At 54.1% G+C, this 15,439-nt stretch carries 17 protein-coding genes and 1 pseudogene; 9 read left to right on the top strand and 9 right to left on the bottom strand.

Translation table 11 applies throughout. The annotated features are described in order from the left end of the window. From Electrica_RS26145 to Electrica_RS26110, 7 genes are all read left to right on the top strand, one after another. Window positions 1-2,979 carry a Tn3 family transposase gene (locus tag Electrica_RS26145; RefSeq protein WP_065366010.1) on the top strand — a complete coding sequence of 993 codons (2,979 nt, stop codon included), beginning with the start codon at window positions 1-3 and terminating at the stop codon, window positions 2,977-2,979. Between the two features lie 184 nt (window positions 2,980-3,163). Then, a complete protein-coding gene (locus Electrica_RS26140; protein WP_001572362.1) occupies window positions 3,164-4,186 on the top strand; it encodes an IS110 family RNA-guided transposase in 1,023 nt (340 codons plus the stop codon). 1,046 nt (window positions 4,187-5,232) lie between these two features. Continuing rightward, complete coding sequence (locus tag Electrica_RS26130) at window positions 5,233-5,562, top strand: type II toxin-antitoxin system RelE/ParE family toxin (protein ID WP_000493286.1); 330 nt, start codon at window positions 5,233-5,235, stop codon at window positions 5,560-5,562. After that, window positions 5,543-5,824 (top strand): helix-turn-helix domain-containing protein, encoded by a 282-nt coding sequence (locus Electrica_RS26125; RefSeq protein WP_000780222.1) that lies wholly within the window; start codon window positions 5,543-5,545, stop codon window positions 5,822-5,824. Before Electrica_RS26130 ends, Electrica_RS26125 begins: the two co-directional genes overlap by 20 nt. A gap of 277 nt (window positions 5,825-6,101) precedes the next feature. Next, window positions 6,102-7,082: an IS5-like element ISKpn26 family transposase gene (locus tag Electrica_RS26120; RefSeq protein WP_016947617.1), complete on the top strand. Its 981-nt coding sequence runs from the start codon at window positions 6,102-6,104 to the stop codon at window positions 7,080-7,082. Window positions 7,083-7,201: 119 nt separating this feature from the next. Then, the gene (locus Electrica_RS26115) at window positions 7,202-7,906 is read left to right on the top strand and encodes an IS6-like element IS26 family transposase (RefSeq protein WP_004118358.1); all 705 of its coding nucleotides are present in this window, start codon (window positions 7,202-7,204) and stop codon (window positions 7,904-7,906) included. A gap of 326 nt (window positions 7,907-8,232) precedes the next feature. After that, window positions 8,233-8,733: a non-heme ferritin-like protein gene (locus tag Electrica_RS26110; RefSeq protein ID WP_001752509.1), complete on the top strand. Its 501-nt coding sequence runs from the start codon at window positions 8,233-8,235 to the stop codon at window positions 8,731-8,733. Between the two features lie 320 nt (window positions 8,734-9,053). Here Electrica_RS26110 and Electrica_RS26105 read toward each other — a convergent pair whose 3' ends face one another. The 9 genes and pseudogenes from Electrica_RS26105 to merT form a co-directional block, all read right to left on the bottom strand. Beyond that, window positions 9,054-9,758, bottom strand: a complete 705-nt coding sequence (locus Electrica_RS26105) for an IS6-like element IS26 family transposase (protein WP_001067855.1) — start codon at window positions 9,756-9,758, stop codon at window positions 9,054-9,056. Window positions 9,759-9,842: 84 nt separating this feature from the next. Then, the gene (locus tag Electrica_RS26100) at window positions 9,843-10,400 is read right to left on the bottom strand and encodes a recombinase family protein (RefSeq protein ID WP_001162010.1); all 558 of its coding nucleotides are present in this window, start codon (window positions 10,398-10,400) and stop codon (window positions 9,843-9,845) included. 129 nt (window positions 10,401-10,529) lie between these two features. Next, window positions 10,530-10,757: pseudogene (locus Electrica_RS26095) on the bottom strand (DUF3330 domain-containing protein); the annotation flags it as partial. Window positions 10,758-10,807: 50 nt separating this feature from the next. Further along, window positions 10,808-11,044 (bottom strand): broad-spectrum mercury transporter MerE, encoded by a 237-nt coding sequence (gene merE / locus Electrica_RS26085; RefSeq protein WP_001087807.1) that lies wholly within the window; start codon window positions 11,042-11,044, stop codon window positions 10,808-10,810. Further along, window positions 11,041-11,406: a mercury resistance co-regulator MerD gene (gene merD / locus Electrica_RS26080; RefSeq protein WP_001277466.1), complete on the bottom strand. Its 366-nt coding sequence runs from the start codon at window positions 11,404-11,406 to the stop codon at window positions 11,041-11,043. Before merD ends, merE begins: the two co-directional genes overlap by 4 nt. A 17-nt stretch (window positions 11,407-11,423) precedes the next feature. Beyond that, window positions 11,424-13,109, bottom strand: a complete 1,686-nt coding sequence (gene merA / locus Electrica_RS26075) for a mercury(II) reductase (protein ID WP_000209296.1) — start codon at window positions 13,107-13,109, stop codon at window positions 11,424-11,426. 38 nt (window positions 13,110-13,147) lie between these two features. After that, window positions 13,148-13,573: an organomercurial transporter MerC gene (gene merC / locus Electrica_RS26070; protein WP_000522996.1), complete on the bottom strand. Its 426-nt coding sequence runs from the start codon at window positions 13,571-13,573 to the stop codon at window positions 13,148-13,150. Between the two features lie 27 nt (window positions 13,574-13,600). Next, window positions 13,601-13,876 carry a mercury resistance system periplasmic binding protein MerP gene (gene merP, locus Electrica_RS26065; protein ID WP_000732275.1) on the bottom strand — a complete coding sequence of 92 codons (276 nt, stop codon included), beginning with the start codon at window positions 13,874-13,876 and terminating at the stop codon, window positions 13,601-13,603. 15 nt (window positions 13,877-13,891) lie between these two features. Beyond that, a complete protein-coding gene (gene merT, locus Electrica_RS26060; RefSeq protein ID WP_001294653.1) occupies window positions 13,892-14,287 on the bottom strand; it encodes a mercuric ion transporter MerT in 396 nt (131 codons plus the stop codon). 71 nt (window positions 14,288-14,358) lie between these two features. Between merT and merR the strand changes: the two genes are divergently transcribed. Both merR and pagP read left to right on the top strand, forming a co-directional pair. Further along, window positions 14,359-14,814, top strand: a complete 456-nt coding sequence (gene merR / locus Electrica_RS26055) for an Hg(II)-responsive transcriptional regulator (protein WP_001166628.1) — start codon at window positions 14,359-14,361, stop codon at window positions 14,812-14,814. Window positions 14,815-14,862: 48 nt separating this feature from the next. Continuing rightward, window positions 14,863-15,438 (top strand): lipid IV(A) palmitoyltransferase PagP, encoded by a 576-nt coding sequence (gene pagP, locus Electrica_RS26050; RefSeq protein WP_045270086.1) that lies wholly within the window; start codon window positions 14,863-14,865, stop codon window positions 15,436-15,438. Window position 15,439: the final 1 nt, after the last annotated feature.

The raw sequence follows: 15,439 nt of genomic DNA, 5'->3' as shown, positions 1-15,439 counted from the left end.
ATGATAAGTTTATCACCACCGACTATTTGCAACAGTGCCGTTCAGCTGGCTCGGTATTTTCATCTGGATGAGCGTGACCTTGCTTTTATTAATCAGCGACGGGGAAAACATAACCGGCTGGGGATTGCACTTCAGCTGACTACGGCGCGCTTTCTGGGAACGTTTCTTCCTGATCCCCTTCAAATTCCCTCATTCATCCGTTTTTACATTGCGGCACAGTTGAACATCAGCCGACCAGAGATCCTTTCCCGGTATGCTGAAAGAGAAAATACCCGCTGGGAGCATCAGGGGCTTATCAAGCTCTATTATGATTATCATGATTTTGGTGATTTCCCCTGGACATTCAGACTGAAGCGTTTGCTCTATACTCGCGCCTGGCTCAGCAATGAGCGTCCAGGTCTGCTGTTTGATTTTGCTACCGCATGGTTGCTGCAAAATAAGATCCTGCTACCCGCAGCCTCGACTCTGACAAGGCTGATTGGCGAAGTACGCGAACGGGCAAGTCGACGATTATGGCGAAGGCTGGCTTTGTTGCCTGACAGCTGGCAGAAAACACAACTGGACGGTTTACTTGAAATACCTGAAGGGCAGCGTATATCGGTGCTGGAGGAGATGCGAAAAGGTCCTGTCACTATCAGTGGGCCGTCATTTACAGACGCCCTGGAGCGATATACCCGACTGCGTAGCATGGAGTTTTCCCGGTTGAATTTCTCCGGTCTGCCTGCCATCCAGCTGCGGAATTTGGCCCGTTATGCCGGAATGGCTTCGGTGAAATACATTTCAAGAATGCCTGACGAACGGCGACTGGCCGTGCTTACTGCGTTTGTGAAAGCACAGGAAATTTCGGCGCTTGACGAGGCCGTGGATGTGCTGGATATGCTTATTCTGGATATCACGCGTTCTGCAAAAAATATCGGGCAGAAAAAGCGGCTCAGGACCCTGAAAGATCTTGATCGTGCCCCGCTATTACTGGCACGGGCATGCACGTTATTACTTGATGAGAACACCGATGAAGCAGCTCTGCGGCAGGCTATTTTTCGCCGCATACCAAAGGACAAACTGGCTGAATCCGTCGGCAAGGTAAATGAGCTGGCGCGCCCGCAAGATACTCAGTTTCAGGATGAAATGGTGGAACAATATGGACGGGTGAAGCGTTTCCTGTCCGCGATGTTGCGTGACTTACACTTTCAGGCCGCCCCGGCCGGGGAGCTCACGTTGTCAGCAATCCATTATCTGGCCGAACTGAGTGGCTCAAAAAAGCGAATTCTCGACGATGCACCAGAGCAAATCATTTCCGGCCCATGGAAACGTCTGGTCTACGACAGAGATGGTAGGATTCTACGAGCGGGTTACTCGCTGTGTCTTCTCGAGCGCCTTCAAGATTCTTTGCGCCGTCGTGATCTCTGGCTGGAGAACAGTGATCGGTGGGGGGACCCGCGTCAAAAATTGCTTCAGGGAGCTGAATGGCAGGCACAACGCATCCCGGTATGTCGGGCGCTGGGTCATCCATCAGACGGAACTAAAGCAGCAGAACAACTGGCTACGCGGCTTGATGACACATGGAAATCAGTGGCTTCACGTTTTGCCTGCAACGCAGCGGTCAGCATAAGCAATGAAGGTAAGCATCCCTCACTGACGATTAGCAGTCTGGATAAACTGGATGAGCCACCGGCACTGATACAATTGAATCGTCGGGTAAGAGAATTGATCCCTCCGGTTGATCTGACGGAGCTGTTGCTTGAAATAGATGCCCGAACCGGTTTTACCCGCGAATTCAGCCACGTCAGTGAATCAGGTGCTCGGGCGCAGGATCTCCAGGTCAGTCTGTGCGCAACACTGCTGGCAGAAGCCTGCAATATAGGGCATGAACCCCTGATAAAGCATAATATTCCCGCGCTTACTCGCCATCGTCTGAGCTGGGTTAAACAAAATTATCTCAGGGCAGAAACGCTGGTCACCGCTAATGCACGGCTGGTTGATTTTCAGTCCACGCTGCCGCTCGCGGGGTACTGGGGAGGTGGTGAGGTTGCCTCCGCAGATGGTATGCGTTTTGTCACACCGGTTAAAACGGTTAATTCCGGACCAAATCGTAAATACTTTGGTTCAGGACGCGGTATCACCTGGTACAACTTCGTCTCCGATCAATACTCCGGTTTCCATGGCATTGTAGTTCCCGGGACGCTTCGTGATTCCATCTTTGTACTGGAAGGGCTTCTGGAGCAGCAGACCGGGCTGAATCCGGTAGAAATTATGACGGACACGGCAGGATCCAGCGATATCATTTTTGGCCTGTTCTGGTTACTGGGCTACCAGTTTTCCCCTCGTCTGGCCGATGCAGGCGGGGCGATATTCTGGCGGGCAGATAAAACGGCACATTATGGTGCCCTGAATGAGCTGGCCCGGGGATGTGTTGAACTGTCAAAAATAGAATCCCAATGGGATGAAATGATGCGAATGGCGGGCTCACTGAAGCTTGGGACCATCCATGCATCAGAGCTTATTCGTTCACTGTTGAGAAGTAGCCGACCATCTGGTCTGGCTCAGGCGATTATGGAAGTGGGCCGGGTCAACAAGACGTTGTATCTTCTCAACTATATCGATGATGAGGATTACCGGCGTCGGATCCTCACTCAGCTCAACCGGGGAGAAGGACGCCATGCAGTGGCTCGAGCCATTTGCTACGGACAACGTGGTGAGATTAGAAAACGCTACCGTGAAGGGCAGGAAGATCAACTCGGTGCTCTGGGTCTGGTGACCAATGCGGTTGTGCTGTGGAATACACTTTACATGCAGGAGGCGTTGTCACATCTTCGCAAATCGGGGGAAACACCTGAAGAGGAGCATCTGGCAAGATTATCGCCGCTGATACATGGCCATATAAATATGCTGGGACATTATACGTTTTCGTTACCGGAAGATATTCTGAAGGGCGAGTTAAGACCATTAAATTTGAATACAAACAATGAATTAACCTCTTAGCGTGGTTTTTTACATCATTGGACCTCGAACCCCACTACCGCCTTAGCTGGCGGGGATTCTGCACGTCTGCAATAAACCTCAGTACAAAAAACAGCCTTAACGAATGGAAGGGACTTCCCCTGGATATGCGCCTGATTAACTCTTGTGCAATCATGGGGTAAACATAGCCCCGGAGGGATTCGTTATGACCATCACGACTGTCGGTATCGATCTTGCTAAAAATGTGTTCGCTGTTCACTGCGTTGACCAACACGGTAAAACTGTTCTGGTTAAACCCAAAGTATCGCGTGCTGCCCTTCCTGAGCTGATTGCCAGTTTACCTCCCTGTGTTATCGGGATGGAGGCATGCTCCGGGGCTCACTACTGGGCAAGGTTGTTTCGGCAATATGGTCATGAACCACGGCTGATGGCTGCTAAATTTGTATCTCCTTACCGCATGGCCGGTAAATCAGGCAAAAATGATGCAGCTGATGCTCAGGCTATCTGTGAAGCAGTTCGTCGCCCGCATATGCGGTTTGTACCAGTGAAGGATGAGAGCCAGCAGGCGATGCAATGCCTACACCGTATCAGACAGGGTTTTATCGAAGAGAAAACAGCAACATATAACCGATTGAGAGGTTTGATATCGGAATTCGGTGTCATCGCCCCACAAAGTACAGATGCCCTGCGTCACATGGTTTCTGAGCAGAAGAGTTCTTTGCCACTTCAGGTTCAACAATGTGTTAATGACCTGCTGGAACACATTGATCGTATTGAAGATAATATTACTGAATATGACCGGATTTTGTCCCGCATGGCAAAAACAGATCACCGCAGCCAGCGATTGATGGAACTGAAAGGGATTGGTCCCACAACGGCCTGTGCGCTGGTCGCCAGTATCGGTAATGCACACGATTTTAAAAATGGGCGACAACTGGCAGCCTGGCTGGGACTAACGCCATCGCAGTACAGCAGTGGTGGGAAATCAAAGCTTGGCAGGATAACTAAAGCTGGCGATTCGTATCTGCGAACGCTACTGGTTCAGGGGGCTCGTTCGGTTCTGATTGGTGCCGAGAAAAGGACTGATTTATTCAGTCGTTGGGTCTGTTCACTGGTCGATCGCAGAGGATACTGGCGTGCCGTTGTAGCCATCGCCGCCAAAAACGCAAGGCTGTGCTGGGCATCATTGCATTACGGTGATGATTTCAGGCTGTACTCAGCCAGCTAAAGCACGAAACAAAATAACCATCTGACCTGCAATTCGTTGATGATAAAGGGTTAGACCCCGTGAGGCCTATCTGGCTATTGTACAGGATATACGTATCCGCTTAACGAACAAGAACCTCACGCGCGTCTTTCATCAGGGTCCGAATCGATGACGATTCATCATGGCCGTTTATAGTACCGCAGTCTCTCCCCTTTATTTTTACTGAAGAGCAGACAGAAACCATAAACACCGGCGTTGACACGCCGGGGAAGCCCTTATAGTACAATAATTTTCGAAATCCAACCCATCCCGCCTACAGGAATGACGGATTTTTCGGCGGTTCCGGCGTAGACCCACCACAACTGCTGTATAGCTTGTGGGTAAGTGATAATGAAGTGCAAACGAGATGGCGCAAATACTCTTTTGGTTTATCTTTTAATTACTTACGTATTAAAAGATAAACCAAAAAATAAAAGACATTGCTGTTATCCCCTTTAAAAAGTGGATAACCGAACAGCATCGGCGCGAGCGCCTCAAAAGTAGCTCCCCACGCTAAAGCGCGGGGCATTCAGAACGGAATCCCTCGATGGCTAACAGCTCGCCTGTTAGCCATCGAGGGATTGGACAAATCCGGCCACGCCGGATACGTCAGCAAATATCGCTGAAGAATTAGATTACACGCTCGTAAGCGGCTCTTACGACCCGCTAACGCGGAGATACGCCCCAACTGCGGCTTCGGCCTTGTTGTGACCACTCCGACCGCGCACAAAAGCCTCTGAGCCGCTTTTAGCGGAATATGGCTTTGCAGGGTGAAGGGATGGATAGGCGATCCCTTTCGATCCCTCACTGGTATCGGCGGCTAACCCTCGGTGCTACCTGTCATTTCATCCTGCCGCCTTACATGCGCTAACGCGCATAAATCCCCGTTCCTCAGTGGAACGAAAACTCACGCTAACAGGGTAGTGACCGGGTAGCCACGATAACTGCCAACAAAATTAGCTTATAGGTTAATTCTACCTTGTCTGAAATTAGCCTATAGGTTAATATTAATAGAAATGGGAGGTCACATGTTTAGCGTTGTTTATCACCCGGAAGCCAGGGAAGAAGCCACAGCATTACCCGTAAAAATCAGGGTGAAGTTTGACCGTCTCATCGGCAAACTGGAGTATGACGCCCGATTACTGCGGGAGCCGGACACGAAGCCCCTGGGCGATGGACTTTTTGAGATCCGCACGATGGGGACGGACATAGCCAGGGGAATCTGGGTATACCACAAAGGCAATACCATCATCATGCTCCGTGTTTTCATCAAGAAGTCACAGAAAACGCCAGCGAAAGAAATCGATCTCGCCAAAAAGCGGTTAGCGGAGGTACTTAATGAAACTGGTAAGCCATAAAGAACTGCATAACGAGTGGATGCAGGACGATGAATATCGCGCTGCATGGCAGGAAGAAGAACGTAAGGAAAAGCTCAGGGAGCTGCTTGCTGAATGGCGCAAGCATGACAACCTGACAAAAGCGCAGGTTGCTGAACGCATGGGGGTTACACCTCCGGTTATTTCTCGCCTGGAAAACAACATCACCAAAGCCAGCATCGACACACTGACCCGCTACGCTCACGCCTGCGGCATCAAGAAACCTGTCATTGCCCTGTACTGAATAGCCAGCCCTCCGGGGCTGGCCTTTTTGTTTCGGTCAGTCCCAAAATTTTGTTAAAGCAAGTTTAAAATGTCACCTGTTTCTCCAAAGTTGAAATGTCACTTCTAAGCCAATCTATTTATACATAATCTTTACATCTTTCCCCGGTGACAAAGTGCTAATTGGTCTGTAATGTTCAATGTGTGGCAGGCAAGCCGCCGGTGACTTAGGGAAGGTGCGAACAAGTTCCTGATATGAGATCATCATATTCATCCGGAGCGCATCCCAGAGGGACATCATGAGCCATCAACTCACCTTCGCCGATAGTGAATTCAGCACTAAGCGCCGTCAGACCCGAAAAGAGATTTTCCTCTCCCGCATGGAGCAGATTCTGCCATGGCAGAATATGACCGCTGTCATCGAGCCGTTTTATCCCAAGGCGGGCAATGGCCGACGGCCCTATCCGCTGGAGACCATGCTGCGTATTCACTGCATGCAGCATTGGTACAACCTGAGCGACGGTGCCATGGAAGATGCCCTGTACGAAATCGCCTCCATGCGCCTGTTTGCCCGATTATCCCTGGATAGCGCCCTGCCGGATCGCACCACCATCATGAATTTCCGCCACCTGCTCGAGCAGCATCAACTGGCCCGTCAATTGTTCAAGACCATCAATCGCTGGCTGGCCGAAGCAGGCGTCATGATGACCCAAGGCACTTTGGTGGATGCCACCATCATTGAGGCACCCAGCTCGACCAAGAACAATGAGCAGCAACGCGATCCGGAGATGCATCAGACCAAGAAAGGCAATCAGTGGCACTTTGGCATGAAGGCCCACATTGGTGTCGATGCCAAGAGTGGCCTGACCCACAGCCTGGTCACCACCGCGGCCAACGAGCATGACCTCAATCAGCTGGGTAATCTGCTTCATGGAGAGGAGCAATTTGTCTCAGCCGATGCCGGCTACCAAGGAGCGCCACAGCGCGAGGAGCTGGCCGAGGTGGATGTGGACTGGCTGATCGCCGAGCGTCCCGGCAGGGTAAAAACCTTGAAGCAGCATCCGCGCAAGAACAAAACGGCCATCAACATCGAATACATGAAAGCCAGCATCCGTGCCAGGGTGGAGCACCCGTTTCGCATCATCAAGCGGCAGTTCGGCTTCGTGAAAGCCAGATACAAGGGGCTGCTGAAAAACGATAACCAACTGGCGATGTTATTCACCCTGGCCAACCTGTTTCGGGTGGACCAAATGATACGTCAGTGGGAGAGATCTCAGTAAAAACCGGAAATAACGCCAGAAATGGTGGAAAAAATAGCCTAAATAGGCTGATTCGAGGCACTGTTGCAAATAGTCGGTGGTGATAAACTTATCATCCCCTTTTGCTGATGGAGCTGCACATGAACCCATTCAAAGGCCGGCATTTTCAGCGTGACATCATTCTGTGGGCCGTACGCTGGTACTGCAAATACGGCATCAGTTACCGTGAGCTGCAGGAGATGCTGGCTGAACGCGGAGTGAATGTCGATCACTCCACGATTTACCGCTGGGTTCAGCGTTATGCGCCTGAAATGGAAAAACGGCTGCGCTGGTACTGGCGTAACCCTTCCGATCTTTGCCCGTGGCACATGGATGAAACCTACGTGAAGGTCAATGGCCGCTGGGCGTATCTGTACCGGGCCGTCGACAGCCGGGGCCGCACTGTCGATTTTTATCTCTCCTCCCGTCGTAACAGCAAAGCTGCATACCGGTTTCTGGGTAAAATCCTCAACAACGTGAAGAAGTGGCAGATCCCGCGATTCATCAACACGGATAAAGCGCCCGCCTATGGTCGCGCGCTTGCTCTGCTCAAACGCGAAGGCCGGTGCCTGTCTGACGTTGAACACCGACAGATTAAGTACCGGAACAACGTGATTGAATGCGATCATGGCAAACTGAAACGGATAATCGGCGCCACGCTGGGATTTAAATCCATGAAGACGGCTTACGCCACCATCAAAGGTATTGAGGTGATGCGTGCACTACGCAAAGGCCAGGCCTCAGCATTTTATTATGGTGATCCCCTGGGCGAAATGCGCCTGGTAAGCAGAGTTTTTGAAATGTAAGGCCTTTGAATAAGACAAAAGGCTGCCTCATCGCTAACTTTGCAACAGTGCCCCTAATCGTGTTCAGCAGAATAGCCGGAGGAAGTTTCCTACTGTCGATAAGAAAGGATTGGCACAGGGAGTGTGAATATCGAAACACCATCACAGAATAATGCCAGATAGAAATGCGATAGTAGGGTTGGATATTTAAATAAGGAGCATCCCGACTTAAAATGAATATGACTGCGTAACCAGGCGCAATAAAAAAAGCGAAAGAATCGCTTTTATTCTGGTTGTTTTTTCGAAGAGTGACCGTTTTCTGAGATGACAAGAAATAAGGAAGTCCTATGATCGCTAGCGGAATAGTTCAAAAACTGAATGCGCAAATGAATCAGGAGTTTTATACCTCAAATTTGTATCTTCAGCTCAGCCAGAGGTGCAGCGAGAATAGCCTTAATGGCACCGCACTATTTTTGCGTCATCAGGCGCAAAATACGGTGACGCAAATGATGCGCATGTACGAATACATCAAACAGAGCGGCGCCACGCCGGTGTTACAGGAGCAACACGCCCGGTGCGGTGAATTTTCCACGCTGGAAGATCTGTTTGAGCAGACGGTAAGCGATTACCAGAAGCGCATTAATGCGCTGACCTCTTTGACGGAAGACGCCCAGGCAGCAAACGATAAGTCAGCGATTAACTTCCTGAAGCGATACAGAAAAGAGGAAATCGTGGACGGGACGCTGTTGCAAATCATTCTGGATGAAGTCCGCAGCGCTAAAAAAGCGGGCATCAACATGCAGCAAACCGACCACTATCTGGTTGGCGTGATCGATCGCTATCACTAAATCAATTTCGCAGTACGAGGAGGTTTTACGCCTCCTCAGAAAATCTGTTTTACATCAGAAACAGAGGTTTATGCCAGTGAACATTTGATACCCAACACGTCATAGTGATTTTTTAACTTAGCGTTTTTATATCGTGCCAAAAATGTCTCTGCTTGTGTCTTTATATTAAGGAAGGTGCGAATAAGCAGGTCATTTCTTCCCAAGCTGACTCGCTGATTAAAATTTCGCGGATCTGGGCCGATTTTTTTCCCGCAAACACATCGAATCAGGCACTGTTGCAAAGTTAGCGATGAGGCAGCCTTTTGTCTTATTCAAAGGCCTTACATTTCAAAAACTCTGCTTACCAGGCGCATTTCGCCCAGGGGATCACCATAATAAAATGCTGAGGCCTGGCCTTTGCGTAGTGCACGCATCACCTCAATACCTTTGATGGTGGCGTAAGCCGTCTTCATGGATTTAAATCCCAGCGTGGCGCCGATTATCCGTTTCAGTTTGCCATGATCGCATTCAATCACGTTGTTCCGGTACTTAATCTGTCGGTGTTCAACGTCAGACGGGCACCGGCCTTCGCGTTTGAGCAGAGCAAGCGCGCGACCATAGGCGGGCGCTTTATCCGTGTTGATGAATCGCGGGATCTGCCACTTCTTCACGTTGTTGAGGATTTTACCCAGAAACCGGTATGCAGCTTTGCTGTTACGACGGGAGGAGAGATAAAAATCGACAGTGCGGCCCCGGCTGTCGACGGCCCGGTACAGATACGCCCAGCGGCCATTGACCTTCACGTAGGTTTCATCCATGTGCCACGGGCAAAGATCGGAAGGGTTACGCCAGTACCAGCGCAGCCGTTTTTCCATTTCAGGCGCATAACGCTGAACCCAGCGGTAAATCGTGGAGTGATCGACATTCACTCCGCGTTCAGCCAGCATCTCCTGCAGCTCACGGTAACTGATGCCGTATTTGCAGTACCAGCGTACGGCCCACAGAATGATGTCACGCTGAAAATGCCGGCCTTTGAATGGGTTCATGTGCAGCTCCATCAGCAAAAGGGGATGATAAGTTTATCACCACCGACTATTTGCAACAGTGCCGGATTGAGCGGCGTGGCATGGTCAGTCTTCCCGCAGGTACTGGTACAAGGTTTCGCGGCTGATGCCGAAGTCACGGGCCACCAAGGTTTTCTGGTCGCCTGCCGCAACTCGCCGTTTCAACTCGGCAATTTGTTCGCTGTTCAGCGATTTCTTTCGTCCCCGGTAGGCCCCGCGCTGCTTAGCCAGCACGATTCCCTCGCGCTGACGTTCGCGGATCAGAGCGCGCTCGAACTCAGCAAAGGCTCCCATGACCGACAGCATCAGATTGGCCATCGGTGAGTCCTCGCCGGTGAACGTTAGCCCTTCTTTGACGAACTCCATGCGCACGCCCCGTTGTGTCAGCCCTTGGACGATGCGGCGCAGGTCATCAAGGTTGCGTGCCAACCTGTCCATGCTATGCACCACCACGGTGTCGCCCTCGCGGACGAAGGCCAGCAGCCTTTCAAGTTCGGGACGTTGTGTGTCCTTGCCTGAAGCCTTATCGGTGAATACCTTGCCGACTTCTATTTGTTCCAGTTGTCGATCAGGATTCTGGTCGAAGCTGCTGACGCGAACGTAGCCGATACGTTGACCTTGCAAGATGCCTCCAAAGGTAAAAATGTCAGGATGAAATCTATTACCCTTGGCTGAATGTGTCAATAAATATAAATTAATACCCTACTCTGACGTTGTTTGTGCTCAACATCTGACATCAGGTTAGGGTATGCCTCAATCTGACGGCTGCGAACCGCCAGGGACAGGTGCAATGTCAGATTCTGTCGCGGCCTTGGCGCGTGCCTGGAAGCGTTCATAGCAATCCAGCCCGCAGAAATGTTCGACGTATTCCGCGCCTTCCGGGGTGAAGGCGGCATCGAGCGGAATTTCTTTGCAGCATACGCAGCAGGTGGTGCAACTGGCAGTGTTCGGGGCGTTTGCGTTCATGGTGGTACTCCTCCAGATTGGTAGCGAAGCTCAAAGCTGCCCACTCTCGGCTGGCTGGGAAGCGGTCATGATCTTCCCTTGAAGGCCCGCAGCAGCCGCGTCACAGACAGGACAAACAAGCCGGTCAGCGTGAGGGCTGCAATACCCCAGTGCTCCCCGATGAACGCGCCGGCCGTCGTGCCGGCTAGCACAATGGCGAGAATCGGCAAATGGCAGGGACAGGTGAGCACGGCCAGCGCGCCCCACAAGTAGCCGGTGATCGGTTTGTGCGTCTCAGACGGCAAGTGCTCTGGGCTGTTCATGGCAGACTCTCCGCGTGCTGTGCCGGTTCGGTTGGCATGGCGGCCAGTTGCATTTCGAGGCTGGCCAGGGCCTCGCGCCGACGCTCGACGAGTTGCCGCAACACGGCAAGCTGCGCAGATGCACCGTCACCGTCCGCAGCATCCAGCGCCCGGCACAGCCGCGCCAGTGCGTCCAGGCCGATACCCGCTTCGAAGGCAGCCCGTACAAAGCGCAGCCGTTGCAACGCGGTGTCATCGAACAAGCCGTAGCCGCCCGTGGTGTACGCGACCGGCCGTAGCAATCCGCGCAGCAGGTAGTCGCGCACGATATGCACGCTCACCCCGGCATCAAGGGCCAGCCGGGACACTGTGTAGGCGCTCATTGAACACCTCCTTTTCCTCATCCGGCGCAGCACGAAAGCTGCTTCACGTCCTTGCTGAAGGTCTGCGCCGCGAGCTTCAGCCCTTCGACCATGGTCAGGTAGGGGAACAATTGGTCGGCCAGTTCCTGCACGGTCATACGGTTGCGAATGGCGAGCACCGCCGTCTGGATCAGTTCACCCGCTTCCGGGGCCACCGCTTGCACGCCGATGAGCCGTCCGCTACCTTCCTCGATGACCAGCTTGATGAAGCCGCGTGTGTCGAAGTTGGCAAGCGCACGCGGCACGTTATCCAGTGTTAGCAGGCGACTGTCGGTCTCGATCCCGTCGTGATGTGCTTCCGCCTCGCTGTAGCCCACGGTGGCGACCTGCGGGTCGGTGAACACCACGGCCGGCATTGCGGTCAGGTCCAGGGCCGCATCGCCGCCAGTCATGTTGATCGCCGCACGAGTGCCGGCCGCTGCCGCCACATAGACGAACTGCGGCTGGTCGGTGCAGTCGCCGGCCGCGTAGATGTTCGGGCTACTGGTGCGCATGCCCTTGTCGATGACGATGGCCCCCTGCGCATTGACGGCTACCCCCGCCGCTTCCAATGCCAGGCTGCGCGTGTTCGGTGTCCGGCCGGTGGCGACCAGCAGCTTGTCGGCGCGCAATTCACCGTGCGTGGTGGTCAGCACGAATTCACCGTCCATATGGGCGACCTGGCTGGCTTGCGTGTGCTCCAGCACCTCGATGCCCTCGGCACGGAAAGCGGCTGTCACCGCCTCGCCGATGGCCGGGTCTTCACGGAAGAACAAGGTATTGCGCGCCAGGGCCGTGACCTTGCTGCCCAGCCGGGCAAAGGCTTGCGCCAGCTCCAGCGCCACCACCGACGAGCCGATTACGGCAAGGCGTTCGGGAATGGTGTCGCTCGCCAGGGCCTCGGTGGAAGTCCAGTAGGGTGACTCTTTCAAGCCCGGAATCGGCGGGACCGCCGGGCTGGCACCCGTGGCGACCAGGCAGCGGTCGAACATCACGACGCGCTCGCCACCCTCGTTCAAACTAACGATAAGGCTCTGGTCGTCCTTGAAACGCGCTTCACCGTGCAGAACGGTGATGGCTGAATTGCCGTCCAGGATGCCTTCGTACTTGGCATGACGGAGTTCTTCGACACGGGCCTGCTGCTGGGCCAGCAGCCGCTCGCGCAAGATCGTCGGCGGTGTGGGTGGCATGCCGCCGTCGAATGGGCTTTCCCGGCGCAGATGGGCGATGTGGGCGGCGCGGATCATGATCTTGGACGGCACACAACCGACGTTGACGCAGGTGCCGCCGATGGTGCCGCGCTCAATCAGCGTGACCTGCGCGCCTTGCTCGACGGCCTTCAGTGCTGCCGCCATCGCGGCTCCACCGCTACCAATGACGACGACCTGCAACGGGCGTTCGTTGCCACTGGGCTTATCAGCGGCCCCTATCCAGCCGCGCATCTTGTCGAGCAGGCCGGCGCGGTTGTCCGTCGGTGGCGCATCGGCAAGCGTTGCCTCGTAGCCCAGTCCGGCCACGGCGGTAGTCAGCGCATCCGATGACGTGCCCGCCTCAATGGCGAGTTGCGCTGTGCCCTTCGGATAGGACACCAGCGCCGATTGCACGCCGGGCACTTTCTCCAAGGCTTCCTTGACGTGAGCCGCGCACGAGTCGCAGGTCATCCCGGTGATTTTCAGGGTGGTCATGTATTTTTCCTTTTCTGTGGTGGCTACGGCTGTTGCCGTCAGCCACGTTGTTCTGGCAATTCACAGCTGTCCGGCCCGCAGCGGCGATGTGCTGGCGAGATGAAATCCCAGACCGACACCCCAACCATCAAGGCCAGGCCGACATAGAGCAGTCCACCGCTCTGCCAGCCGTAAGCCCGCATTAAAAACACCGCTGCCAGCACCAAGATCGGGCCTATCGTGCCGAGCGCCGTGCGTCGCCACTGTCGATGATTGAGCCAAGCGATAGCATTGGCGAGTAACGCGATGCCGGCGAACATCGGCAGCAGGATGCCAATGAATAGCCCCTCGTACTGGCTCAAGAAGCCCAGTCCGATGGCCGCGCCAAAGCTGGCGATGGCAGGAAAACAGGCGGCGCAGCCCATCGCGGAAACGACGCTGCCGAGCGCGCCGGTTTTGCCAGCGATGCGCGTGATGAGTCCCATGTGTCGCTCCCGAGTTCGGTTAACGGATCAGCGTTTGAGGCTGGACGGATAGCCCGCGTCCTCGGTCGCCTTGGTCAACTTCTGGACGTTGGTCTTGGCATCGTCGAAGGTGACGACGGCCTGGCGCTTGTCGAAACTTACGTCGGTCTTGCTCACGCCCTCAACCTTGGAAAGCGCGTGCTTGACAGTGATCGGGCAAGAGGCGCAGGTCATGCCAGGCACGGACAGCGTGACGGTCTGGGTGGCGGCCCACACGGGGGCAACAACGGCAGCGAGGGCGAGGGCGGCAAACAGTTTTTTCATGATGAACTCCTGTGATTAATAGAAAAATGGCATGACGTAGGGAAATCCGAGCGAGACCAGGACCAGCGCGGCCACGATCCAGAAAATGAGCTTGTAAGTAGCTCGCACTTGGGGAATCGCGCAGACCTCACCCGGTTTGCAGGCTTGCGCCGGGCGGTAGATGCGCCGCCAGGCGAAAAACAGCGCGACCAGCGCTGCGCCGATGAAGATCGGGCGATAGGGTTCCAGCACCGTCAGGTTGCCGATCCATGCCCCGCTGAACCCCAAGGCGATCAAAACCAGCGGCCCCAGGCAGCAGGCCGACGCAAGAATGGCGGCCAGCCCACCGGCGAAGAGCGCGCCGCGCCCGTTTTGTGGTTCAGACTTTTGTGGTTCAGACTTTTGTGGTTCAGACTTTTGTGGTTCAGACATACGCTTGTCCTTTCAAATTTGGTTTGGATAGCTTAAGCTTACTTCCGTAGTTATGTACGGAGTCAAGCGATATGCAAATTAATTTTGAGAATCTGACCATTGGCGTTTTTGCCAAGGCGGCCGGGGTCAATGTGGAGACCATCCGGTTCTACCAGCGCAAGGGCCTGCTGCCGGAGCCAGACAAGCCCTATGGCAGCATTCGCCGCTATGGCGAGGCGGATGTAACACGAGTGCGGTTCGTGAAATCGGCCCAGCGGCTGGGCTTTAGCCTGGACGAAATCGCCGAGCTACTGCGGCTGGAGGATGGCACCCATTGCGAGGAAGCCAGCGGCCTGGCCGAGCACAAGCTCAAGGATGTGCGCGAGAAGATGGCCGACTTGGCACGCATGGAGGCCGTGCTGTCTGAACTGGTGTGCGCCTGCCATGCGCGGAAAGGGAACGTTTCCTGCCCGCTGATTGCGTCACTGCAAGACGGAACGAAGCTCGCTGCATCGGCGCGGGGGAGTCACGGGGTGACTACGCCTTAGCGTGCTTTATTTTCCGAATTCTGAGACGACCCCTTTAAGGATAAAACAATGCGACGTTGTCTGCGGATAGTGTGGGGAACTCTGTTTATTTTCGCCTTTGCGGTACAGGCGGAAACAAAGGTTTATGGCGAACAACGCGTCAGCGGCTGGTGGAACTGGCTAAAAGACGATGTCTCGCAAACCTGGAATCAGCCGCAAAACTACGACCTGTATCTGCCATTTCTCAGCTGGCACAACCGCTTTATGTACGATAAAGAGAAAACCGATAACTACAATGAGATGCCGTGGGGCGGGGGATTTGGTGTCTCAAGATATAACGAAGAAGGTAACTGGAGCTCACTCTACGCGATGATGTTTAAGGATTCGCACAACGAGTGGCAGCCGATTATCGGCTACGGCTGGGAGAAGGGCTGGTATCTGGACAGTAGTCGCGATTTTCGCCTGGGGCTTGGGGTGACCGCCGGGATCACCGCCCGAGAAGACTTCGCCAACTACGTACCGCTACCGATTATTTTGCCGCTCTTTTCCGCCAGCTATCGCCGCCTGAGCGTGCAGTTCACCTATATTCCCGGCACCTACAATAACGGCAACGTGCTGTTTGCGTGGCTGCGCTACGGTTTTTAAG

This window comes from Klebsiella electrica (genome assembly GCF_006711645.1).
Lineage (GTDB): Bacteria > Pseudomonadota > Gammaproteobacteria > Enterobacterales > Enterobacteriaceae > Klebsiella > Klebsiella electrica.
Note: the sequence above shows the minus strand (reverse complement) of the source record. Positions and strands in the feature narration are given on the sequence as shown.